The 24,234-nt window shown below is 33.4% G+C and carries 19 protein-coding genes and 2 tRNA genes; 1 reads left to right on the top strand and 20 read right to left on the bottom strand.

Going from position 1 to position 24,234, the window contains the following annotated elements; translation table 11 throughout:
* Positions 1 to 7: 7 nt before the first annotated feature.
* The 20 genes from ABD963_RS11550 to ABD963_RS11455 form a co-directional block, all read right to left on the bottom strand.
* Positions 8 to 3,151 carry a SusC/RagA family TonB-linked outer membrane protein gene (locus ABD963_RS11550; RefSeq protein WP_345277133.1) on the bottom strand — a complete coding sequence of 1,048 codons (3,144 nt, stop codon included), beginning with the start codon at positions 3,149 to 3,151 and terminating at the stop codon, positions 8 to 10.
* Positions 3,152 to 3,609: 458 nt separating this feature from the next.
* Positions 3,610 to 4,914, bottom strand: coding sequence for a TRAP transporter large permease (locus tag ABD963_RS11545; protein ID WP_345277132.1), 1,305 nt, complete (start codon positions 4,912 to 4,914; stop codon positions 3,610 to 3,612).
* 2 nt (positions 4,915 to 4,916) lie between these two features.
* Entirely contained in the window at positions 4,917 to 5,366 is a 450-nt protein-coding gene (locus ABD963_RS11540) for a TRAP transporter small permease (RefSeq protein WP_345277131.1), read from the bottom strand.
* 44 nt (positions 5,367 to 5,410) lie between these two features.
* The gene (locus ABD963_RS11535; RefSeq protein WP_345277130.1) at positions 5,411 to 6,382 is read right to left on the bottom strand and encodes a TRAP transporter substrate-binding protein; all 972 of its coding nucleotides are present in this window, start codon (positions 6,380 to 6,382) and stop codon (positions 5,411 to 5,413) included.
* 4 nt (positions 6,383 to 6,386) lie between these two features.
* The gene (gene uxaC, locus ABD963_RS11530) at positions 6,387 to 7,793 is read right to left on the bottom strand and encodes a glucuronate isomerase (RefSeq protein ID WP_345277129.1); all 1,407 of its coding nucleotides are present in this window, start codon (positions 7,791 to 7,793) and stop codon (positions 6,387 to 6,389) included.
* Positions 7,794 to 7,802: 9 nt separating this feature from the next.
* Complete coding sequence (locus tag ABD963_RS11525; protein WP_345277128.1) at positions 7,803 to 8,978, bottom strand: DUF4861 family protein; 1,176 nt, start codon at positions 8,976 to 8,978, stop codon at positions 7,803 to 7,805.
* A gap of 1 nt (position 8,979) precedes the next feature.
* A complete protein-coding gene (locus ABD963_RS11520) occupies positions 8,980 to 9,771 on the bottom strand; it encodes a gluconate 5-dehydrogenase (protein WP_345277127.1) in 792 nt (263 codons plus the stop codon).
* Positions 9,772 to 9,781: 10 nt separating this feature from the next.
* Positions 9,782 to 10,624, bottom strand: a complete 843-nt coding sequence (gene kduI / locus ABD963_RS11515) for a 5-dehydro-4-deoxy-D-glucuronate isomerase (protein WP_345277126.1) — start codon at positions 10,622 to 10,624, stop codon at positions 9,782 to 9,784.
* A gap of 17 nt (positions 10,625 to 10,641) precedes the next feature.
* Complete coding sequence (gene uxuA / locus ABD963_RS11510; protein ID WP_345277125.1) at positions 10,642 to 11,817, bottom strand: mannonate dehydratase; 1,176 nt, start codon at positions 11,815 to 11,817, stop codon at positions 10,642 to 10,644.
* Positions 11,818 to 12,122: 305 nt separating this feature from the next.
* Positions 12,123 to 12,950, bottom strand: coding sequence for an SDR family oxidoreductase (locus ABD963_RS11505; protein WP_345277124.1), 828 nt, complete (start codon positions 12,948 to 12,950; stop codon positions 12,123 to 12,125).
* A 297-nt stretch (positions 12,951 to 13,247) separates the two neighbouring features.
* Entirely contained in the window at positions 13,248 to 14,234 is a 987-nt protein-coding gene (locus tag ABD963_RS11500) for a GntR family transcriptional regulator (protein ID WP_345277123.1), read from the bottom strand.
* A 427-nt stretch (positions 14,235 to 14,661) separates the two neighbouring features.
* Positions 14,662 to 14,736, bottom strand: a tRNA-Pro gene (locus ABD963_RS11495).
* A 91-nt stretch (positions 14,737 to 14,827) separates the two neighbouring features.
* Positions 14,828 to 15,808, bottom strand: coding sequence for a thioredoxin-disulfide reductase (gene trxB, locus ABD963_RS11490; RefSeq protein ID WP_345277122.1), 981 nt, complete (start codon positions 15,806 to 15,808; stop codon positions 14,828 to 14,830).
* 145 nt (positions 15,809 to 15,953) lie between these two features.
* Positions 15,954 to 18,083 carry a SurA N-terminal domain-containing protein gene (locus tag ABD963_RS11485; RefSeq protein WP_345277121.1) on the bottom strand — a complete coding sequence of 710 codons (2,130 nt, stop codon included), beginning with the start codon at positions 18,081 to 18,083 and terminating at the stop codon, positions 15,954 to 15,956.
* 133 nt (positions 18,084 to 18,216) lie between these two features.
* Positions 18,217 to 19,506 (bottom strand): hemolysin family protein, encoded by a 1,290-nt coding sequence (locus ABD963_RS11480; RefSeq protein ID WP_345277120.1) that lies wholly within the window; start codon positions 19,504 to 19,506, stop codon positions 18,217 to 18,219.
* Positions 19,507 to 19,701: a hypothetical protein gene (locus tag ABD963_RS11475; RefSeq protein ID WP_345277119.1), complete on the bottom strand. Its 195-nt coding sequence runs from the start codon at positions 19,699 to 19,701 to the stop codon at positions 19,507 to 19,509.
* A gap of 80 nt (positions 19,702 to 19,781) precedes the next feature.
* A complete protein-coding gene (gene lptC, locus ABD963_RS11470) occupies positions 19,782 to 20,336 on the bottom strand; it encodes an LPS export ABC transporter periplasmic protein LptC (RefSeq protein ID WP_345277118.1) in 555 nt (184 codons plus the stop codon).
* Complete coding sequence (locus ABD963_RS11465; protein ID WP_345277117.1) at positions 20,336 to 21,697, bottom strand: hypothetical protein; 1,362 nt, start codon at positions 21,695 to 21,697, stop codon at positions 20,336 to 20,338. Before ABD963_RS11465 ends, lptC begins: the two co-directional genes overlap by 1 nt.
* An 18-nt stretch (positions 21,698 to 21,715) precedes the next feature.
* Positions 21,716 to 23,029, bottom strand: a complete 1,314-nt coding sequence (bamG, locus tag ABD963_RS11460) for a BamG family beta-barrel-assembly machinery protein (RefSeq protein WP_345277116.1) — start codon at positions 23,027 to 23,029, stop codon at positions 21,716 to 21,718.
* Positions 23,026 to 23,757: a type III pantothenate kinase gene (locus ABD963_RS11455; protein ID WP_345277115.1), complete on the bottom strand. Its 732-nt coding sequence runs from the start codon at positions 23,755 to 23,757 to the stop codon at positions 23,026 to 23,028. Before ABD963_RS11455 ends, bamG begins: the two co-directional genes overlap by 4 nt.
* 179 nt (positions 23,758 to 23,936) lie before the next feature.
* Between ABD963_RS11455 and ABD963_RS11450 the strand changes: the two genes are divergently transcribed.
* Positions 23,937 to 24,009: transfer RNA gene (locus ABD963_RS11450), tRNA-Phe, on the top strand.
* Positions 24,010 to 24,234 lie beyond the last annotated feature (225 nt).

Here is a 24,234-nt window from a genome sequence, read left to right as displayed (position 1 = left end):
ATTTTTTTTAAAAATCTATATTGAAACCGAAGTTAAATCTTGCCAAATTAGGATAATCTCCTCTAAAACTAGAATCTGCAGTTAGACTACCATTAAATTCCCTATCATCTGGCAAATCTGTCCATAAGAACAAGTTGTTACCATTAGCTAAAAAAGTTAACGCTTTAAGACCTAATTTTTCACAGGTTTCTTTCGGCACTTTATAACTCAAAGCTACCGTTCTCAATCTTGTTAATGACCCATCCCAAAAGTTTGATCTAGGATCCGTAGCACCTTGTGTAAAAGAGTAAGTTGGCTGTGTTCTTGTACCAGAAGGGTTGTCTACAGTCCAGTAGCCTAACTCATGCGTAAAAAACGTATCAATTTGATTACTAAAAGTTCTACTAGCATAACTTCTATTTACATTTTGGGTACCATAGAACTGTACAGATAAATTCCATCCTTTATATCTGGCACCTACGGTAGCCCCCCAAGTTCTTTGAGGACGCACTGGATAACCAAAGGGCACATTATCAAAAGCACCATTATAAACACCGTCTCCGTCAAAATCTACCAAATTATAATATCCAGTTCGTATAAAATCTTGCCCATTAACCAATGGTGTTGAACTATACAAATCATCCAAACTACCATTAATACCTGCAGGAATAGCTGATCTTGGTTGACCAATAGGATAACCAGCCGCTTTTTGGTAAAACGGACGAAGTTCTGGATCCTCTCTGTCTATGACAAGATCTTTAGCTTGTGTATAATTAAAATTACCAAAAATATTCAACCCATTACCAAAGGTATGATTAGCACTTAAAACTATCTCAAAGCCTCGTACCTCAACTTTACCTCTATTAAATGCAGGAGGGCTAGCACCAAACCAATCTGGTACCGCTCTTTGAGTACTCGGTATTAAAATATCGCTACGATCTTCTCCAAAAAAGTCTAGTTCTGCAGAAATGGCATTCTTAAACAAGCCAATTTCTGCACCAATATTATATTTTATGGCCGTTTCCCAGCGCAAATCGGCATTACCTACATTCCCCTCACTATAAAACACATATCCTGAGCGCTCACCAGAGTTATTAGGGTTTATAAATGCCCCACCACCAATGTTCCAGATGGGTTGATATTCAAATCTATTTCCTCCTTGATCGTCACCAATTTTTCCGTAGGAACCTCTAAATTTAAGTAGATTCACCCAATCCACGTTACTCATAAATGACTCGTTAGAGACCGTCCAACCCGCTGCTGCGGCAGGGAAAAGATCAAAACGGTACCCAGGACCATACTTCTCAGAACCATTGTAAGCACCACTGATATCCAAGAAATACCTTTTATCGTAGTCGTAAGTTACCCTACCTACCCAATCTTCACGGAAGATAGAAAAATCATTAGCCACACCACGTTCTTGACGTCTAACCAATGCCAATCCTGTAACCGAATGTTTCTCTGCAAAGGTATTAGCGTAATTAAGCGAAAAATCATATAATAAATTAGAACGAATTGAACCGTTTTGAATACTTTCTGCACCAAGGGTCCATGGAGTTGGTCTAAAAGCAAAATCATTGACACCATCCGGGGACTCAATACGCTCTTCGAAAAATTCGTTATACACCCGGTAAAAAACATTTTCTTGACCTCCACCCCCTGGATCACTTAACTGCTGGCGACTTGAAGAGTAATTATCCAATGAAAATCGTGCTTGTAATTTTAGACCTTTAGTTATAAAATCTAAATTTTGTTTTAAAATAAAATCGCTATTAATTGTGAAATTTCTATCAGTTGTGTAACCTGTATTAGTTAAAGTTACTAAAGGGTTGGTATTTGCGAAAACATCACCATTATCTCTACCATAGAAACCATCTGGAAAAATGGGGTTGTAGGCATTTGGAGCTAGCTCATAAATGGCGTTTGTAACCAAATTTAAGTTACCTGGCGTTACCTGAATAGCATAAAAACCACCTAGATTTACAGAAAGTTCTGTTGTGTTTGTAAGATCAAAATCGATATTACTACGGAAGTTAAATCTGTCGTAGCTAAACTCACTTTCATATCCTTTTCCATTATCGAAACTTTTACCATCAAAAATATCCGTTTCTTTTTGGTATGCTAAACTGGCAAAATATTTAGATTTATTATTTCCCCCTCTTACGCTTAAGTTAACACGATAGTCTTGAGCAAAATCTTTTAACAGCACATCCCTCCAGTTCACATTAGGATATATTAATCTTTCCTGCTCGTTTGCTGGGTTGCGATATCTATCGGCAATAGCTAAAGGACGAATCCTGTTCCAAGAATCTTCAAATTGAGCTAGTTCGCGCATAATGGATGAGTTTGCTTCTAGTATAGCATCATAGGTATCTAGCTTTTCAGGCAATTTGGAAACAAACTTAAAAGTTGTATTGGCCTGTAATGACAATTGAGCTTTACCTTTTTGCCCTCGTTTTGTGGTAATTAAAATAACTCCATTTGCACCTTGCACACCAAAAACTGCTGTAGCAGAGGCATCTTTAAGAACCGAAAGATTCTCAATATCATTAAAATCAATATTAGTAATACTTCTTTCCACACCATCTACAAGTATTAACGGTTGTCCAGAACCATTCCAAGAGGCCTGACCACGAATAAAAATCTGTACATCGTCACGTCCTGGAACACCACTAGCTTGAATGGTCGTAACACCTGGCAATTGCCCTTGAAGCGCTTCCTGTACATTAGTAATACCCATGGTTAATTCTTGCAAGTCCTCGCCCTTTATTTGACCTATGGCGCCTACAACACTTTCTTTCTTCTGAGCTCCATAACCTATTACGACTACTTCGCTTAAACTTTGAACATCTTCTACCAGTTCAACATTTACTTGGCTCTTGCCGCTCACATCAATTTCTTTAGTTACATAACCAATGTAAGAAAAGGATAGGGTTTTATCCCCTGCCCTTAAAGTTATGGTATAGTTTCCATCAAAATCGGTTACCGCACCATTGTTAGTAGCTTTTTGTACAACGTTTACCCCCGGTATTGGAATACCACCAGGCCCAGTAACAGTACCTGAAATCTTTTCTTGTGCATGCAAACCACCACTAGTAAAGCTGGAGCATACTAGTACAAATAACAGTAACCAGCCAAAGACAGAAAATTTTCTGTTAAATTTTTGTTTCATAATTGATTCTAAGTTTTAACGTTTTATTTAGTAACATTAAATATTGCTAGGATAAGCAGAAAACATAAAAATCTTCACAATATTTTAACAATTTTACAAATAAGGTGAAGCAACTGTATCCTGTGCTATCCTGTTAAACTTAAATTTTGTTGTAATTTGATAAAAAAAATTTAAGAATAACTTAACAAATACGCAACTATTAAATTTAACATGAAAAATGTAAAGAAAGTTTGCAATTTTAATTTTTTGCCAGGTACTATGATTTAAAGTATCTTCCTAAGATATTGAGTTGTTTTGTAGATTGCGCCCATTTTTATTCATATTTATTTTTTGCGCTATATAATGATACAATAGTATGTATAAAACTAGGGGGAAAACAAAATATTCCCAAATTAAATATCATGCCATATTCATATAAACATGGCCACCTTGGTTAAAATAGATAAAATAAGGGTTTACTACAAATCAAATAACCCAGGCAACCACATAGATATTTGGGGAATGTAAGTTATTATTAAAAGGACTAATACCATTATTAACAAAAACGGTATTAATGGTTTTACAACTTGAGATACAGAAACGTTCGCTACACCACTACCAACAAAAAGGATGGTACCCACAGGAGGTGTACATAAGCCAATACACAAATTAAGTACTAACACAATCCCAAAATGTACAGGATCCATGCCCAAAGCAACCACAACTGGTAAAAATATGGGTGTGAAAATGAGTACCGCTGGCGTCATATCCATAAACGTGCCAATAATTAGTAACACTAAATTAATCACTAGAAATATTACGATTTTATTACTGAATTGCTCTAATAAAAAACTACTAATTAGCTCTGGTATACCCTCAAAAGAAAACAACCAAGACATGGCCATAGATGTACAAATTAAGAACATAACTACTGCTGTTGTTTTTGCACTCGTCAATAATATTTCAGGAAAATCTTTTGTAGAAATATCGCCATAAATAAGTGCTAAAATTGCCGCATATAAAACGGCAATCGCAGATGCCTCAGTAGCTGTGAAAATTCCAGCAACAATACCACCTACGACTATTACTAACATTAAAAGACTAAAAAAGGCTTTCCTAAAATATTTCCAAATAAGTGATAAAGGTGCACGTTCGCCCTTAACAAATCCCCTAGTAATCGCTACAAAGGCAATATACCCCATAATGGCAAAACCTAATAAAATACCGGGTAAATAACCTGCTACAAATAAAGCAGCAACTGATGCCGTTCCACCACTGGCTAAAGCGTAAACTATAAGTATATTGCTAGGTGGTATCAACAAACCGGTTGTCGAGGATGTAATATTTACAGAAGCACTAAATTCTCTTGGATAACCTTCTTCCTCCATTCTATCTGTCATGATACTACCTATGGCAGAGGTTGCAGCGATAGCTGAACCAGAAATAGCTCCAAACAACATAGAAGCTAGAACATTTACATAAGCCAAACCTCCTGGCAAACTAGCAACTAATGATTTAGCAAAATTAATGAGTCTATTGGCGATTCCGCCTCGTTTCATTATCTCTCCGGCTAATACAAAAAAGGGTATGGCTAAAAGCGCAAAACTATCTATTCCCGTTGTCATGCGTTGGGCAATAGTAGTTAACCCTGGTAATCTGTCAATGTTTAATAATAAACTAAGCGTTGTGGAAATACCAATACTATATGCAACAGGTACTTTAAGCAACAATAAAATAAAAAAGCTAGCAAATAAAACAATAATACTTATTACTTCTATACTCATGATTATTCGTTTATTTGGTTAGCTTTAATTTTAAAAAAATGGTAAACAGAAAACCACATAATTAGTAAACCACTAATGGGAAGAATGGCATAAATATAGCCAAGGGGTATTTCTAAAGTTCCAGAAAGCTGATTTAGATTTAAACAAATGTAAACTAAATTAAAACCCCCTATCACCATAACTATTAAAGCAAAAGTAAAAATGCATACCTCTGTAAATAGTAATGCTCTTTTTTTATTCTTTTCTGAGAATTTTTGGTACAAAAAATCCATTGTTAAATGCAACCGTTTGGCATTCAAATAGGCAGCCCCAAGAATTGATAGCCAAATAAGTGAAAATCTGGCTACCTCTTCAGTAAAAGCAAATGATGTATTTAGAAGATACCTTGAAAATACCTGACTTAGAACATCGACAACTAATAACCCGAAAATAACAACCAAGAAAATCTCCATGATTTTGCAGGCTTTATTAAAAAAAATATTAGCAATTTTCATAATTATTGTTTATTTATCTTAGTTACAATATCGGTCATTTCTGGAAAATCTTTTAAAAAATCTTCCAATACCGATTTAGATTTATCTTGAAATAACGATTTTTCTGGTATAATAATCTCAACACCAAATTTCTTAGCAATTTCCATAGATTCTTCAACAGACTCTTGCCAAAATATTTTTTGTGCCTTAGCAGATTCGTCTGCAGCCTCTTGAACCCATTGTCTTTCTTGATTAGATAATTTATCCCAAAATTTGGTTCCTATTAATAGTACATCCGGCACAGACGAGTGTTCATCTATGGTAAAATATTTACTGATTTCATGATGATTTGACGATACAAATGACGGTGGATTGTTCTCTGCACCATCCACTACTCCTTGCTGAATGGCTGTATACAACTCACCATAAGCCATTGGTGTTGGTGAGCCTCCCAGAGCATTAACCATATTTATAGCCATTTGATTGTTCATAACCCTAATTTTTAATCCCTTTAAATCCTCAGGGGTTCTTATGGCTTTATTGGCCGTATAAAAACTCCGGCTGCCCGCATCGTAATAACAAAGTCCTCTTAACCAAAATTTACTTCCTTTTTCCAAAATAGACTTACCGACTTCACCCTCTAATACCTCAAATTGATGTTGCTTATCGCGAAATAAATAAGGGACCCCTAAAACATGATATTCTGGCACAAAATTAGATAAGGTCGCAGCGCTAACCTTAGTGACTGCTACACTCCCAATTTGTAATAGCTCAAGTACTTCACGCTCTGAACCTAACTGCCCATCAGGAAATATTCTTACATCCATTTTACCATTAGATTTTTCATTTAAAGCTTTTTTAAACTCCAAAATACCTTTATGTACTGGATGTGTTTGAGGTAGCGTGTGCGCCAAATAAAGTGTTTGTACACTGCCTTGTTTTTTACAAGAGCTAAGCGCGAAAGCCAAAAAACAAACTAAAACGATCTGTTTCATTTTTTTATGTGTTAAAGCCAAAATAATTTTTAGCATTGTAATAAGATATATCCTGTACCATTTTTCCTAAAAATTCGATATCGTTTGGTATTAGTCCTTTTTTGACATCTTCAGCCAACAGATTGCATAAGATACGTCTGAAGTATTCATGTCGTGGAAAAGACAAAAAGCTTCGGCTATCAGTAAGCATACCAACAAAACGACTCAAAAGCCCCATATTAGACAAACAATTTAATTGCTTTTCCATACCATCCTTTTGGTCTAAGAACCACCAACCAGAGCCCCATTGCATTTTTCCAGGAATGCCTGCTTCACTATAATTCCCCATCATGGTAGCAAATACTTCGTTTTGTGAGGGGTTTAAATTATAAGTAATTGTTTTGGTGAGTTGATTAGACCTATCTAAATTGTTAAATAATTTAGACATTGCTTTAGCCGAAGGAAATTCTCCAATCGAATCTACACCAGCATCCAAACCAATTTCGTCTAATAATCTGCTATTATTATTTCTAAGAGCACCAATATGAAATTGTTGGGTCCAACCCTTGGAATGATACATTCTACAAAGCTTATCAAGTATGCAAGATGCGTAAACATTACTTTCTTCTTTTGATAATTTACTATCCAACAAACGCTTCTTAAATATCGAATTTACGTCTTCTTCATTGTAATCTGAAGCAAATATTTCTTCCAAACCATAATCGGACAAACGACATCCAACTTCATCAAAAAAGTCGATTCTACTTTTTATGGCTTTTAATAAATCATTTAGAGAATTTATAGAAAACCCAACAACATTTGATAGCTTATCAATATAATTTTTGAAACTTTCTTTTTCTATAAGTAATAACGCATCTGGCCTGAATGTGGGTAAAACTTTTGTATAAAACTCTTTTTGTGCAATTTCCTTGTGGTATTTTAAATCATCTATGGGATCATCAGTGGTGCAAACTACTTCCACTTTTAAATCTTCTAATAATTGGGCTGGGGTTTTGTTTTCTAAAACAGCATTCGCTCTTTCGTATATAGACTCAGCGGAACTAGGTTGTAACAACTCACCTATATTGAAATATCTTTTAAGTTCTAAATGTGTCCAATGAAACAATGGGTTCCTTAAGGTATAAGGCACCGTTTCTGCCCATTTTAAAAACTTTTCTTTCTTGGAGGTTGTAGAACCTGTTATGAAAATTTCATTAATACCATTTGCTCGCATGGCTCTCCATTTATAGTGGTCGCCTTGTAACCATGCGTCAGTAATATTTTTAATTGGTTTATTTTCAGCAATCTGTTTAGCAGATAAGTGGTTGTGGTAATCTATAATGGGTAAATCTTTAGCGAAATTATGATAGAGGAGCTCTGCAACTTGTGATTGTAAAATAAAATTATCAGTTATAACATTTATTGAATTCATGAACGAAAATTAGTTGTAGTTCACTAATAAGGGATTATTCACTCTATTTGAAAATTCTGTTAAATACTTCTCCCATTCTGATTTTGAATTAAACTGTTTTGACTCTTTCCAAGTAAATCCCGCATAATAAATTGCTTTTCCTTGGTTCAATCTGATTTGTGCATATAAATTACTCCAATCTTTAATTGGCGTATCGAATAATTCGCTTGAGATCAATTGGCCATTAGGAACTACAATGGCTGTTCCCAACTCGGAATCACCATGTGGTTGCCAATAAGATATCCATCCTGCATCATCATTTTGTGCAGGTATGCCATCTTTTTCGTGTAATGTTAAACCTGCATGAATGGATGTGGCCCCAGATAATTCAACTTCAAATTTTGATAAGTTACTTCCATAATCTAATGAAATATGTTTAACCTCAGAAATTTTTTGTCCATTGGCATCCCAATCTGCATATTCAAGAATAAAACTGGTTCTAATAGGGCCTGTGGTAATGGTTTTCCATGAGGTAAAATTTTTAGAAATATAATACGAGGTATCAATCTTTACGGCAATACCTCCCACACCTCTACTAATACCTACGTGAAAATTATCTAAACCCTCACCTTCATCATAGTGATAAGCTCCCAACTTTTCGTCATTTCTTTTGTACCATTTATTGATGATGGGATAATCAACTCGCTTTAACCATGCATCTATACCACTCGATAAAGTACCTCCTTTTATATTATCTTCAATCATTTTTTGGGCAACTGGCCCAAAAGTTCTAAAAGCCACTTTGTTGTTTTCCCAAGCATAATCGTCTGTTCTTTCAGGAACAAACCTTGAATAACAATATTCTATGGTTTCAGGTTTAGATTCCTCTCCTAAAATAACAAGTTGAAACTGTTTGCTAGTATTGGCATCTATTTCTGGTTGAAACAAAAGCACATCTGCTTTACCATCTTGATTATTATCTACAAATTGAGACACTAAAATTTCATTTGTTTCAGAATCTCTCACCATTAAATTTTCAAAACTATCGTTCTCTTTTAAGTTTATATTAGATTTGCTAATCTCAACGGTTTCAAAAGATCTTGGAGTATTTAATGTATTGGTAACTGTAATAACATAGGCCGATTGTTTACAACTAAACATAAATGCAAAAACAGTTAAAAACAGGCAAAATATTATATTTTTCATATTAATTCTCATTTGAGGGTTTACCTATGGTCGCAAGTATGCCGCCATCTACATAAAGTACATGACCGTTTACAAAATCACTAGCTTTGGATGACAAAAATATTGCGGCACCCGCTAAATCATTTGGATCTCCCCAACGACCAGCCGGAGTTCTGCTTATAATAAATTCGTTGAATGGATGGCCGTCAACACGGATAGGTGCAGTTTGCGAGGTTGCGAAATAACCAGGACCTATACCATTGGTTTGAATATTATATTTAGCCCACTCGGTGGCCATACTTCTCGTTAACATTTTTAAACCTCCTTTTGCAGATGCATAGGCACTAACAGAATCTCTTCCTAATTCACTCATCATAGAACAGATATTTATAATTTTTCCACCTCCTCTTTGAATCATTCCTTTTGCCACAGACTTTGACACAATAAAGGGTGCTACTAAATCTACCTGAATTACGGCATTGAAATCTGAAACTTCCATATCAATAATGGGTGTTCTTTTTATAATACCTGCATTGTTGACCAAGATATCTATAGGGCCTACTTCCTTTTCTATTTTTGAAATTGATTCTTGAACTGCCTTTTCATCGGTTACGTCAAAAACATATCCAAAAGCATTAAGACCAGATGCTTTATATTCAGCAACAGCTTCCTCTAACTTATCAGTTGAATTGTTATTTACAACTATAGTCGCTCCAGCATTACCTAATCCTTTGGCCATAGCCATTCCTAATCCGTGTACAGCACCTGTTACTAATGCTACTTTCCCTGTTAAATCAAATAAGTTTATTGACATACTTTATATTTTATTTTAATTCGTTTATTTTACAATGATCCATATCTCCATAATCAAGATTCTCTCCGGCCATACCCCATATAAATGAGTAATTACTGGTTCCTGAACCTGAATGAATAGACCAAGGCGGTGATATTACTGCTTGATTATTTGCTACCCAAATATGCCTAGTTTCTTGTGGCTGTCCCATAAAATGGCATACGGCTTGGTCTTCTAAAATTTCAAAATAAAAATAGACTTCCATTCTTCTATCATGTACGTGTGCAGGCATTGTATTCCAAGAACTACCCGATTTTAAAGTTGTCATTCCCATTTGTAATTGACAAACATCCACAACGCTGTTTACTATATACTTCCTTAAAGTACGTGCATTTGCCGTTTCAGGAGCACCAAGCTCAATAACCTCAACATCATTAATACCAATTTTTTTATTAGGATATGTCTTATGTGCTGGCGTTGAATTTATATAGAATAATGCAGGATTTGTAGCCAATTTACTAGAAAAAGTGATCTCCTTATTTCCTTGGCCTACATATAATGCCTCTCTATGCTGCAAAACATATTCCAAATCACCAACTTTAACAATTCCTTCCGCTCCTATATTAATAATGCCCAATTCTCTTCTTTCTAAAAAATAGTCGGCTTTTAAAGGATCTATAGCTTCTAATTTCAGAGGATTCACTGTAGGTACCGCACTGCCAGATATAAATCTATCATAATGTGAATACACTAAAACAATTTGATCTTGTTGCATTAAATTCTCAATTAAAAACTCATCTCTCAATTGCTGTGTATCATAACTTTTTACGCCTTGTGGACTTGATGCATATCGTGTTTCGTAATAGGTTTTCATCTTGTAATGATTTTATGTTATATAGTGTGTTTTAGACCAAATTCCAATCCTCTTAATTCCGCTAATCCGCGTAGCCGGCCAATACCCGAGTACCCTGGGTTTGTTTTTTTATTTAAATCGTCAAGCATTTGATGCCCATGGTCTGGCCTCATGGGGATATTAAAATCAGTGCTTCCTTCCTCTTTTCTTCTTTTTTCTTCCGTTAATATAGCCTGAACAACACCATACATGTCTACATCGCCTTCTAAATGATTAGCTTCATAAAAATTACCATATTCGTCTCTTTTTGTACTTCTTAAATGTAAAAAATGTACTCTATCAGCAAAACGCTTAAAAATCTTAATTAAATGGTTATCAGCTCTAACACCTAATGATCCCGTGCAAAAAGTGATGCCATTAGCTCTATCTGGAACATTATTAAATAAATAAGCATAATCTTCTTCAGTACTCACTACTCTTGGTAACCCTAATATTGGATACGGTGGATCGTCTGGATGAATGCACATAAGCACGTTATTTTGGGAAGCTATTGGTATTATTTCTTTTAAAAATAACACTAAATTATCTCTCAAGGCTTTAGCATTTATATGTTTGTATGTGTCCAGTATGGTCTGAAATTGCTCTAAAGTGTAACCTTCTTCGGCTCCTGGTAAACCTGCAATAATATTATTTATTAATTTATTTTTTTGGTCTTCAGAAATATTTTCAACATATGCTTTAGCTGCTTTTTGTTGCTGCTCAGTATAACTCTTTTCAGCTCCCGGTCGTTTCAATAAAAACAACTCAAATGCAGCAAAAGCAACTATGTCAAAACGTAAGGCCTTAGAACCATCTTCTACTTGATATTCTAAATCTGTTCTTGTCCAATCTAAAACAGGCATAAAATTATAGCATACAATGTTGATACCGCATTTAGCCAAATTTTCTATACTTTTTTTATAATTATCTGTATACAATTGATAATTACCGGACCGTGTTTTTATATTTTCATGCACTGGAATACTTTCGACTACACTCCAAGTAAGTCCGGCCTTTTCAATTTGACTTTTTCTTTTATTTATTTCTTCAATACTCCATATCTGGCCATTTGGCACATGATGTAAAGCAGAAACAACACCTGTTGCACCTGCTTGGTTTATATCTGACAACGAAACGGGATCATTTGGCCCGTACCATCTCCATGTTTGTTCCATTATATTTTAATTATTTTTTTGTAACATCCTAAATAATTGATACCACCAAAGCACCATCTTCTAAAGGGGCATAATCATTTCTTTCACCTAAAAAATAGTTAACTGTTTCCTGTATCAAAGTCTGATTCATATTCTATTTATTTTGAAAACTCAAAACTTCTTTTTTAGTTTTTGTTTCTAATCCAAGTGTTTCTTAGTAAAACTAAATTGATTTTATACCCTTTGTAACAAATGTAGTCTAATAATCGTCTGCTAAGTATTTAGGAATAGCAAAAGACCCAAATACCTCTAAAATGAATATTGTTTTAAACACCACTGTAAGCACTAAATCCTCCATCAATTGGCACAACTACCCCTGTAACAAAAGAAGATCCTTCGCCACACAACCATAAAGTTGTACCAACCAAATCTTCCGGTTCTCCAAATTTGCCCATAGGTGTTTGTTCAATGATTTGGTTTCCACGAGCTGTTAAACTACCATCACTTTGGGTTAATAACGTTCTGTTTTGGTCTGTTAAAAAAAATCCGGGAGCAAGGGCATTAACGCGTATACCTACTTTTGAAAAATGTACTGCTAGCCACTGTGTGAAATTAGAAACAGCTGCTTTAGCGCCGCTATAAGCTGGTATTTTTGTTAATGGTGTAAAAGCATTCATGGATGAAATATTTAAAATACTACATCCCTGTTTTCCAATCATGTCCTTGGCAAATATTTGAGTAGGCAATAAAGTTCCTATAAAATTCAAATCGAATACAAATTTAATCCCAGTTGGATCTAAATCAAAAAATGTTTTAAATCCTTCTGTTGCATTATCAAGATCACTTTCTAAAAAAAATGGATTAGATGTTGTACCCAAAGGATGGTTCCCTCCAGCGCCATTTATTAAAATATCACAAGTTCCAAACGCGTTGTTCACTTCTTGTTTGGCCTTTTCCAAAGATTCCTTTTCGAGCACATTTGCAGAAACACCTATAGCATTACCTCCTGCTGCTTTTATTTCATCAGCAATTTTATCTGCCGCTTCCTTTCTCAAATCTAAAACAGCTATATTGTGCCCCTCCTTGGCAAGAGCCTTAGCTATTGTTCCACAAAGTACGCCTCCCGCACCTGTTAAAACGATTGTTTTACTCATGTATTTTTTAGTTATTGGTTAGGTTTTAAAAATTCATAAACTCAGTCATCACCTATTATTATTTACAATTTGATAATTGAAATTTATAAGCAGAATACAAACAAAATTAGGGAAGAACCAAAAATCAACCGTCCTGCCCTGTCCTGCTTATTTTTGCTAAAAATAATGATTATTACCTTAGAGTTGATTAAATAAATAAACTTTTTATGATATGAATTAAATTATCTTTATTTGTCTTAATAGTTTGTACTATAAATTTGAAAGTATAGTATTAGTAAAGACATTAACAAACAAATATTACAAAGACTCTCTTAAAATAAGTTGTGTTGGTAAATATGTTTGTATTTTACTGTCCGAAGTAACAAACTCAGCGGCTTTTACTCCAAAATCTTTAAAATCAACCGAAACAACTGAAATACCTTTATAAGTAAATCTCTTAATTGGAGTTTCATTATATGATAAAACACCAACATCTTTACCTAATTCAAAATTATAATTTAAACACTGATCTAGTAACTCATACAGCATTCTATCGTTTACCGTTATGTATGCGGTATCTTTGTTAACAATAAAGTTTTTAGAGCTTTTTATAACATCAAACGTAAGGTTATGTGTTTGGCAGAATTTTTTGAAATAAATAACGCTCTCCCAAGGATGATATGTAAATTCTGGATAAATAAAATTAATGGCTTTATATTTTTTAAATAAAGGCAACGCTTCCACTAGACAATTGTAAAACCCCTGACCAAAATCTTGAAATATAAAATTACTTACTTTTTTAGAATGTAAATCCCAATCTATTAATAAGAGTCTTCGTTCATCAATTTTGCTAAGAGCCTTCTTAACTTCTGGATGATCAAAACCCATTACAATATACTTGTAATATTTACCATTTTGAATGTCCAACATTGATTTAAAGTTTTTGACACTATAATGATGAAATTGTAAATCAACGATAACGTTATTTGGTAAATTTTGCATAAACGAATGATACAACACCTCCTTATACGACTTGAAGGTACTTATCAATAATAGCACTTTAATTTTGCTATCGGTTATATAATATCCTTTATTAGGCGTAGATTTTATAAAACCTTCATTTTTCAAGAGGGTATAGGCCTTAAAAACTGTATCTCTTGAAATTTTGTAGTCTTTGCTAAACTCATTTATAGAAGGAATACTATCACCTGATTTAAGAGAATTAGTTTCTATAGATTCTCTAAAAGCATTAAATATTTTTTTGTATAACGGAATATCGTTACCACCAATATTTTTTATTTTCAAAGTGCCATTAATCATTTCGATAAAAAGATTATCATAGTGAGTGTTTATTTATTGAAAATTGATAGACTTTCATTAAATATCGAATTAGAATATTAAAAAAAACAAAATTATCTAACTTTATAAATTAAAGGATATTAAAAAAAAAGCCTATCCTGTACTATCAGGTAAAAATCACCCCATTAATATCAAAAAAAATAAAATCTAATATAACTTTATGACTTTTGTTCGAAAACTCATAAAGCTTGATTGAAGAAATAAAAATAGACTAAGAAGCAATTACGTGATTAAAAATATCAAAAAAAACGATTAATCAATAATATTTTGATATTAAGCTAAATAAGCCATTTTATCTAAAACAGGATTTTATAATAGCTAAAGGCAACTTTAGCACAATAAAAAACTGTTTGAATTTACATAAAACATATTGTCGGGATGACAGGATTTGAACCTGCGACCACACGGCCCCCAGCCGTGTACGCTAACCGGACTGCGCCACATCCCGTTTAAAAAATAGTTTTCAAAGAAAACATATTTTTATATAAATACAAAAGCCAAAGCATTTAAACTTTGACTTTTCCTTTTTTTAATTTCATTTAATTATAAGTTGAAGTCGAAACTTCAAAAGTAGAATCTTTTGCCGCCAAATAACGTTCTGCATCTAAAGCCGCCATACAACCTGTACCAGCAGCTGTAACAGCTTGTCTGTAAACATGGTCAGCAGCATCACCTGATACAAAAACACCTTCGATGTTGGTTTTAGAGGTTCCTGGAATATTTTTAATGTAACCTGTTTCATCTAAGTTTAAATAGTCCTTAAAAATATCTGTATTTGGTTTATGCCCTATAGCTACAAAAAAACCTGTTGCTGGAATTTCTTTTTTCTCCTTAGTTTTATTGTTAAAAACACGAACCCCAGTTACTACTTGACCATCACCTAAAACTTCATCTGTTTCTGTATTGAATAAAATCTCAATATTTTCAGTGTTTTTAACCCTAGCAGCCATGATTTTTGATGCTCTAAACTCATCTCTTCTGACTAACATAGTTACTTTTTTACAAAGCTTTGATAAATAGTGTGCTTCCTCACAAGCAGAATCTCCTGCCCCTACTATAACCACTTCTTGATTTCTATAAAAAAAGCCGTCACACACAGCACATGCTGAAACACCACCACCTAATTTTAAATACTTTTGTTCGGAATCCAAACCCAAATATTTTGCAGAAGCACCTGTTGAAATAATTACAGTATCACAATGAATTTCTTTAGTATCGTTAACCCAAACTTTATGCACATCACCTGAGAAATCAACTTTTGTAATCCATCCATCACGCACATCCGTTTCAAAACGTTCAGCCTGCCTCTGCAATTCCATCATCATTTCCGGGCCCGTAATACCTTCAGGATAACCAGGGAAATTTTCAACCTCGTTTGTCGTTGTTAATTGTCCACCCGGTTGTGTTCCCTGATATAAAACAGGTTTCATATTAGCTCTTGCCGCATAAATAGCTGCTGTATACCCTGCAGGACCAGAACCTATTATCAAGCATTTTACTTTTTCTATGGTATCAGACATAATCTTTTATCTTTTTATCTTTACAAAAGTAGGGTTTTTGGAAGAAAACTTACCGTTAAGTTATCAACAGTTCTTATTAAATAATAGCCAAAAATGATAAAAAAAGCCTCGATAAACGAGGCTCCTTTAAATATCTATTAAAATATTATTGAATTTGAGTTTTAGCTCTATTATCTTCAATATTTGCAGCTTCTTTTAGGGCATTGTATAATTTAGTGTTTACTACACTTGCCTTTTGTTGTTCTACTCTATTTGCTGCCGCTTGATAATTATCTAGCTCAACAGCTGGAGTTACCTTGGTTACTTGAACCATGTAAACACCATTTGCGCCATCAATTAATCTTGAGGTTTCGCCTTCATTTAATCCAAATGCCGCACCAACCACTAATGGTTCTCTACCAGCTCCTGAAATGGTTGGGTTTTTCATATTAATTCCAGTAGCAGATCTTACCGAAGTATTTTCAGCAGCAGCTAAATCATCTAACGATGAAGCAGAAACTCTATCTCTTATTATTTTGGCTTTTTTCTCTTTTCTTATAATTGGTAACACCGTAACAGTAGCATCTTCAACAGACATTAAACCTTCCTTATGTTTCGCTACTAATTGGGCTATCACATAACCTCCTGGGATACTGAAACGCTTAATATCACCTACTTCTGCCTCCTCTTCAAAAGCCCAACGCACAATAGGTCTTTGATTCCCAACTCCTGGTATGGATTCGTCTAAAATTTTAATACCATTAACAGGGCGTACTACATAACTGTTTTCTTGGGCCAATGCTTCAAAATCGCCTTTTCCGGCATTGATTTCAAAATTGGAAGCATCTCTAAATACTTTGTCGCTAGTAGCTTCTGAAGGCTCAATTTTTCTTGCAATAGTACCAACTTTAACTGCTTTACTTTTATCTTTCTGCCCTTCTATTTCGATAATGTGGAAACCAAAAATTGTTTTAACAACTCCTAAATCACCAACATTTCCATTAAACTCAAAATCATTAAATTCTGGAACCATGGTATTATATGGGTGCCAATCGTAACGTCCTTCATTTTCAACACTTCCTTGATCTGATGAAAATTGGGTTACAAATTCTGGAAATTTAGAGCGATTAGATTTTAATATGATTAACAAACTATCTGCTGTGGTTTTAGCTTCAGCTTCTGTTTGGGTAACATCAGGAGCAGCACTTTGGGCTCCTCTAAAAGGGATCAAAATGTGTCTGACTTTAGCAGAATCTGGAATTTGTTTTGCAGCAATTAGCTTAGAAATTTTAAAGTATCCATTGTCTTTATATGGACCATAAACTTCTCCTTCTTCTAAATTGTAGATGCTATCAGCTGCAGCAGTTGGTAATTCTGATTTGAAAATAAAACGTTCATCAAATTTCAAATCTGAAGTAGCTGTGTGGTTTATATAATCTTCATTATTCTTTACCTTAGAAAACGCAACAATAGTATCTTTTCTACCAGTTTCATCAACAAATCTTCCATTTAAGTAAGTTTCAAGCTCTGTTTTTATGGCATTTTCATCTTCAATTGAAGCCACTTCATTAAACTGAACAAATCTTATATCTCTAGAAGCTTCAACTTCATATTGTTTTTTGTGCTCCTTGATATAGTTTGAAATATCTGATTTTGATACGGTTACCGTACTATCTGGAATGGATGAAAAAGCAACCTGCACGTATTTAATATCTACTTTATTGCCTTCTAATTTATGCTCTAATTCTCCTTCTGCTAAGGTTCCTGTTAAACCTGCTTTGACCAGATTGAAATAATTTTGCTGTAATGCATTAGCAGCTACTTGCTTTTCATAATTAACCCAACTTTCATAAGCTGCAGCCGAGGTTTCTTTTAAATTAGCAATATATTCGTTTAATTTATTTTCATCAAAAACACCAGCTTCATTTAAAAACTCAGGGCTCGTTGCCAAGGATGTTTTTAATAAATCTCTCATTTGGTCTTTCTCAACAGAAATTCCTAATTCCTCGTATTGGGTTTCCATAACAGCTTGTCTTACCTCTTGCTCCCAAACGCGGTTCATAACTTGGGTATTAGTAGCATTTGGTCCCATTTGCCTTTGCAAGGCTTCAACTTTTTGTAAAAAGTCTTCACGTGTTATGTCTTTACCATTAATGGTGGCGACAATATTTTGGGATTTTGAGGTTAATGCATCACTGTTTTTAAATAAATCTGCTAAAACAAAAGAGAATAGCGCTAATGCGATGATTAATATTAAGAATAGTGAACGTTGTCTTATCTTATTTAAAACTGCCATTTGTAAATTAAATTTTTAATAAATCCGTTTTTGGGATTACTTGTTAAGTTGGTAAATTTTATTATTTGCTGACAAAAATATCGTGCGCGAAAATACCATTTTCTGTTCAATAATAAAAGAAGAACCAAGTATTTTAATCTTCGCGTAACACTTTAAGTTCTACCAGATCAATTTTAGTATTGGAGACTTCTAAAATGGTAAATTGAAAGCTATCAATTTTAACGATTTCATTTTGATCTGGAATCTCTTCCGTATGATGCACAATAAGCCCTCCAAGGGTTTCATAGTTTTCACTTTCAGGCAGATCCATTTTATAAGTTTCGTTTACATAATCAACTTCTAGTCTTGCAGAAAACTTAAATGTTTCATCATCTAATTTATCTTCAATTAAATCTATGGAATCATGTTCATCTTCTATTTCGCCAAATAATTCCTCAACAATATCTTCAACCGTCATTATACCAGATGTTCCTCCATATTCATCTAAAATAACAGCGATACTTTTTCGTTTTTTAGTCAGTACGCCTAAAACGTCTTTTATAAGAACCGTTTCTGGAACAAACTCTACAGGTAACATCATCGATTTTATGCTTTTGGGTTTTTTAAACAACTCAAAAGAGTGCACATAACCCAAAATATCATCAATGGTTTCTTTGTAAACTAATATTTTTGTGCAGCCTGTTTCTGTAAAAAGATTGTTTAGAGATTTTGTGGAATCATTAACTTCAACAGCAATAATTTCGGTTCGCGGTACCATGACTTCGCGTGCCTTAACTTCGGAAAACTCTAAAGCATTTTGGAAAATTTGTATTTCGGTATCTACATTATCATGTTCTTGGACAGATTCCATTTGCTCACTAATATAATTTCCTAATTCTACTTTTGTGAACGCCAATTGAATTTGATCGCCCTCTGTTTTGAATAAATATTTAAGCACAAAATCTGAAATCCATATGACAAAATTGGATATCCATGTAAATAGCACATAAAACAAATAAGCTGGTATAGCCAAAGCCTTGATTAAGGTATTGGAATATATTTGAAAAAATACTTTTGGTAAAAATTCGGCAGTTATTAAAATCAATAAGGTTGATAATACCGTTTGGGATAATAAACTTAAATCTGTTAAAAGGTAGTTTAAAACACCATTAGATGTTGGTAGCATGGATTGAAACCAATTGACCAATAAATCGCCCATGAAAAAACCATATATAACTAGGGCTATATTGTTACCAATAAGCATGGTTGCAATAAATTTTGAGGGTTTAGCAGTAAGTTTACTCAAAATAATAGCCAATATACCATCCTGTTTCTTTTCAATTTCAATATGTATTTTGTTTGAAGACACATAAGCAATCTCCATACCCGAGAAAAAGGCTGATAGAATTAAAGAAACAATTATGATAATTACATAAATGCTCATTTATTTGGAATTATTTCTATCTTCAAATTTATTACTGAACTTTCTTCTGAAGAAAAACATAAATACAGCCAAGGCTGCCAGTCCTAATGAAATGTAGGCACCATTTGTTCCATCATTCCATTTTGATATACCATCATATAAAAACAAGACAGCAAATACCAAGTAAGCATATTGAAAAATTTTATCATATTTCATTTGAAATTTTTGAATTTTATAAAGTGTAAAGATACTTAAAATTGGATAAGAAGTTCTTTTAGTTTATGAGGATATTTAAATTAGTCTTCTAACGTAATTATTCCTGTTACTTCCAACACTTCGGCATTCGTGAATTTTGAATTAGAGTCGAAACCATTACCATTAATAACATCGGATTCCGTTTTAAAGGATACAGGTTTATTGGTATAAAGCCACTCTTTTTTTTGATCGTAAAACAACTGATCTGTTTTTAAAACCTTATTGTCGTGGGTTGTGATAACCACGTTGTTTTGCATGTCTATTAAATCTGTGTCATTATAAATAATAGCATAGTCTGCTACAATGGTACTTTTATTATTGTCTTTATCGAAAATATACAGAGTTACACCATCCGTAAATTCACGAAATGGAAAATCCCTGTTCGAATAATCCAGTGTTTTAGTACTAATTAAATTTGCAGTTACCCTACCCGAATCGGTATATTTTAAATTGATGTTGTAATCAATCCCTACAGGTTCATTTTCTGAAATACCAATTTTTTGAACTTCCTTGAAGTTGTCTTTACATGAAAAAAACATAGTCACCATAATTATGGTGACTATGTTTAAAATATTATATGTTATTTTCTTTGTCATTAAATTTTCGGCACTGTAACAGAAGCACCAATCCAACAACCTATTTTAATTACCTCTCCTGAACAGGCGCAACTAAAAATATCTGCTTTTGATGGAGCCAAAGCCATGTATCTTTCAACAGACTGGGAACCTGCACTTCCAGCTTTTCTTGCTTCTTCGGCAGCTAACCAATACACCGCTCTTTTGTTAAATTGGGTATCACCACAACTATTGGCACTAGAAGCATACATAGAAGCTATAGATAAATAAGGGCTGCTATCTGAAGGATTCAACCTTAGAGCTTGTCTAAAAAAGTTTCTAGCCTGACCATAACTTCCTTTTGCTTTCAATTTTAATCCAATTCTTTTATTAAGTTTGGCCTTTTTAAAATTATCAGTTTCTAAAGAAATAGCTTGTTTGTAAAACTCAATAGCTTCGTTTGATTTACCTTCTTTATCTTTTAATATACCTAAGTAATAAGCTGAATTTGCAGAAGGACTTAACTCATGGTATGCATTTACTAACTTGAAGAACAAAGGATCGTCAGTACATTCTTTTTCAGACATTTTTCCAGCAGCTCTTTGTAACCAAACAGCATTTGTTTTGTTTTCTTCAAAATCCTTTTGATACAATGGAATTAAGTTTTCACAATTGGCTCTATCACCTAATTTTTTATCAATCCCTTCAGAAATTTGTTCATAGGCATTCAAATAGCTATTATAAAATTTTTGGTATTGTGTTTCTTTTTTTGTGAATGACGCTCCCGTTGAATCTTTTTCTATAAGTTTATTTAATTTCTCTGAGTAGTTTTTCACTTCATCCTCAACTTTTTCTACTACATCATCATATTTATTAAATAAATCTGAAGCGGATTTTTTCTTGGCATCATACAAATCAACCATTAAAGAGAAGTAAGTATATAAACTTTTTGGGTTTGTAAATGTTTCCTTATCTAATTTGTAAGCAGCATCAAAACACGCATAAAGCTCCTCAGTGCTTTTGTGCATGATATCTTTATTATCGTAAAGAAGTTGACAGGATTGAGCTGCATATTCACCTTTGGGCGTTTTACTAGCAAAATGCACACCTCTTTCTTCCCATAATTTTATTAGGTCGTTAATAAAAGCTTCTTTTTCTGCTCCAGCAGAATTTTCAATTTTATGTTCTAAAATTTTCTCACCATCAACGTAAATGGCATTATTAAATTTCGGGCATTTTTTTCTAACATCCATCCATGGTTCATAAGCTGCATCAAAGTTTTTTGCTTTTACATACTCATGAAATATAGATAGTTTTGTCATACACTCTTCATCTTGCTGTGCAAAACCAAAACTAAGCCCTATAAATAGTACTGCTAATAATAATGTAATTTTTTTCTTCATGATAATAATTTTATGCTGTTAGTCATATTTTCTTTTTTGAAACCATCTATCATTCAAAGATAAACTTAATTGGAAATTAATAAAATTCTCTTGTATTAAATTACTGTTTGTTGTACCTCTTTTTCCAATTTCAAAGCCTAAGTTTGCATTTGATAGCAATCTAGCGTCTCCCACTGGTAATCCTAAACCAAAAGATATGCCAAACTCTTTTATGGATTGATTATTAATAATTAAACCTGTATTTTCAAAGCGCACTCCCGCTCTATAAACAGTTCTTTTAATAAAACTTGTAAAGGAATTGTATTGAGGTATAAAAAATCCACCTATTGAAATGCTTGTAGCATCTTCATAATTTGTATCATTACTACTATTGGGTATAGCATTTCTTAAATTGCTAGTATTTTGAAAAAAATATTCAGCTCCTACAAACCATTTTCTAGGTTCACCAATACCAAAACCTGCTGAAAATTTTGACGGCAAAATCACATCGGTTTTCAGCAATCCCATCGATTCTAAATCTACTTCAACAGTATTTAATTCGAATTCTTGACCCGTACTTGAGTTAATCGTAATTATTGAAAACGATTGCTGGTTTTGCGATGCCAATAAACTTTCAGGGCTGTAAGTAACGCCTGAAACCACCTCAAGCTTATCGTTTAGCATGGTTTTATAAGAAATCCCTAAATTCAAATTTAACCCACTCAAATCAGATCTATTAATCTCTCTGGATTGAAACTGTATAGGCACACCATTGTCGTATTGATATTCAATAACGTTGTTTTGAATGTTTCCAAAATTATACTGAATATCCGCCCCAACAGTTAATCCTTGAGCAATTTGATATCCTATGCCAAAAAACACTTTATTTAAGCCTCCTTCACCTCTAAATCTATTTTCTATATCACCATCGCTATTTAAAGATTCTAGCTTATACCCAACAGATGTGTAAGGTAAAAGCCCAAAACCGAAACCAAATTTACCAACTGGAATCGTTATAGCTAAATAATCAAACGTTGTAGAAGAAGCATTATCACTACCAGAATCGCTCTTTAAATCGATACTCGAGTAACTCCCTCCAACTGTAAATTTAACTGGTCTACTTTCATTGCCCCAAATCTCTAAATTATCTCCCGAATAGGAAGCTGGATTTCGTAAATTTACATGAATACTGTCCGTATAAATGCTCAACCCACCCATGCTTCTATTCTCTACAGTTCCTTTAAATTTTAAGTTACCTAAACCATAAAATGAATAGGGTGAAGCTGTACCTTCTTGTGCATGACCGTAAATTGCAATTAATGCAATAAAAACTATCAGAAGTTTTTTTATCATTCGTGTGTATTATATTGTAAAATATAGTTTAATCCCTCTAAAAGAAAATTAGGAAGGGCAAATATGCTACTTTTTAATTGTTTAGACAAGAATATAGCATCTCCACCTGTTAAAATAACTGTTAAATCTGGATATTTAAGTTTATAAGTATCAATAACACCATCTATTTCATTTAAAATACCAAAAACAACTCCAGAATGGATAGAACCTTTAGTTGACTTACCAATGATATGATTTGGTTTCTCAGCTTCTAATAACGGTAAATTTGCGGTAAAAGCGTGTAAAGATTTATAACGCATTTGTAACCCTGGGGAAATAGCACCACCAATATAATCGTTGTTCGATGTAATAAAATCATAGGTAACGCAAGTACCCGCATCAATTATAAGAACATTGTTTTTAGGAAATTTATAGACTGAGGCTGAGACCAAAGCCATCCTATCTACTCCCAATGTTTTTGGTGTATCATATAAATTATTAAAAGGCAGATGTGTCTCAGAACCCAAAACAAGTAAATAAAATAAGTCATTCAATTTAACAAAATCACTCTTTTTTAATTTACCAACAGATGAAATAATAGCATTTTTAATGCTAGGATATTTATTTTTTATATCAGTCACAAAATCAAAAATATCCTGAATACCAACTATCTCTTTTCTCTTAAGTTTTCCGTCTTTAAAAAGAGCTATTTTAGCAAGAGAGTTCCCTATGTCTATAATTAAATTCATAATATTATTGAAAAGGTAAATCTACAAAACCAACATTAAATTACATTCCTATTTAACTTTATGTTAATAACCATTTATAATCAAGCTATTTAAAATAAATAAGACATTATATCCTATTTTTTACAACTTTCATTTGGCGAATAACAAAAATGAATTTATATTTGCAACCGCTTTAGCGAGGTACCTTAGCTCAGTTGGTAGAGCAAAGGACTGAAAATCCTTGTGTCCCTGGTTCGATTCCTGGAGGTACCACGAAAAAATCCCGAAACATCCATGTTTACGGGATTTTTTGTTTTTGATTCAAAACCATCCTTTATAAAACCCTTTTGCCTTATATTTTGTTGAACCTCTCCTAGTACCATCAAAAGTATTCTAACAATTATCAAAAAAAATCAAGGATTTTAACACAAACAAAAAGGCCCCTCATATTTCTATGAAGGGCCTCCAAAAAAGGCAACGACCTACTCTCCCACTAAT

This window comes from Litoribaculum gwangyangense (assembly GCF_039543505.1).
Taxonomy (GTDB): domain Bacteria; phylum Bacteroidota; class Bacteroidia; order Flavobacteriales; family Flavobacteriaceae; genus Litoribaculum; species Litoribaculum gwangyangense.
This window is presented reverse-complemented; position numbering and strand designations above follow the sequence as displayed.

What these genes read in the sequence shown, in the direction of transcription:
- ABD963_RS11550 (WP_345277133.1), bottom strand. Translation starts at nt 3,151, where the DNA reads ATGAAACAAAAATTTAACAGAAAATTTTCTGTCTTTGGCTGGTTACTG.
- ABD963_RS11545 (WP_345277132.1), bottom strand. Translation starts at nt 4,914, where the DNA reads ATGAGTATAGAAGTAATAAGTATTATTGTTTTATTTGCTAGCTTTTTT.
- ABD963_RS11540 (WP_345277131.1), bottom strand. Translation starts at nt 5,366, where the DNA reads ATGGAGATTTTCTTGGTTGTTATTTTCGGGTTATTAGTTGTCGATGTT.
- ABD963_RS11535 (WP_345277130.1), bottom strand. Translation starts at nt 6,382, where the DNA reads ATGAAACAGATCGTTTTAGTTTGTTTTTTGGCTTTCGCGCTTAGCTCT.
- uxaC (WP_345277129.1), bottom strand. Translation starts at nt 7,793, where the DNA reads ATGAATTCAATAAATGTTATAACTGATAATTTTATTTTACAATCACAA.
- ABD963_RS11525 (WP_345277128.1), bottom strand. Translation starts at nt 8,978, where the DNA reads ATGAAAAATATAATATTTTGCCTGTTTTTAACTGTTTTTGCATTTATG.
- ABD963_RS11520 (WP_345277127.1), bottom strand. Translation starts at nt 9,771, where the DNA reads ATGTCAATAAACTTATTTGATTTAACAGGGAAAGTAGCATTAGTAACA.
- kduI (WP_345277126.1), bottom strand. Translation starts at nt 10,624, where the DNA reads ATGAAAACCTATTACGAAACACGATATGCATCAAGTCCACAAGGCGTA.
- uxuA (WP_345277125.1), bottom strand. Translation starts at nt 11,817, where the DNA reads ATGGAACAAACATGGAGATGGTACGGGCCAAATGATCCCGTTTCGTTG.
- ABD963_RS11505 (WP_345277124.1), bottom strand. Translation starts at nt 12,950, where the DNA reads ATGAGTAAAACAATCGTTTTAACAGGTGCGGGAGGCGTACTTTGTGGA.
- trxB (WP_345277122.1), bottom strand. Translation starts at nt 15,808, where the DNA reads ATGTCTGATACCATAGAAAAAGTAAAATGCTTGATAATAGGTTCTGGT.
- ABD963_RS11485 (WP_345277121.1), bottom strand. Translation starts at nt 18,083, where the DNA reads ATGGCAGTTTTAAATAAGATAAGACAACGTTCACTATTCTTAATATTA.
- ABD963_RS11480 (WP_345277120.1), bottom strand. Translation starts at nt 19,506, where the DNA reads ATGAGCATTTATGTAATTATCATAATTGTTTCTTTAATTCTATCAGCC.
- ABD963_RS11475 (WP_345277119.1), bottom strand. Translation starts at nt 19,701, where the DNA reads ATGAAATATGATAAAATTTTTCAATATGCTTACTTGGTATTTGCTGTC.
- lptC (WP_345277118.1), bottom strand. Translation starts at nt 20,336, where the DNA reads ATGACAAAGAAAATAACATATAATATTTTAAACATAGTCACCATAATT.
- ABD963_RS11465 (WP_345277117.1), bottom strand. Translation starts at nt 21,697, where the DNA reads ATGAAGAAAAAAATTACATTATTATTAGCAGTACTATTTATAGGGCTT.
- bamG (WP_345277116.1), bottom strand. Translation starts at nt 23,029, where the DNA reads ATGATAAAAAAACTTCTGATAGTTTTTATTGCATTAATTGCAATTTAC.
- ABD963_RS11455 (WP_345277115.1), bottom strand. Translation starts at nt 23,757, where the DNA reads ATGAATTTAATTATAGACATAGGGAACTCTCTTGCTAAAATAGCTCTT.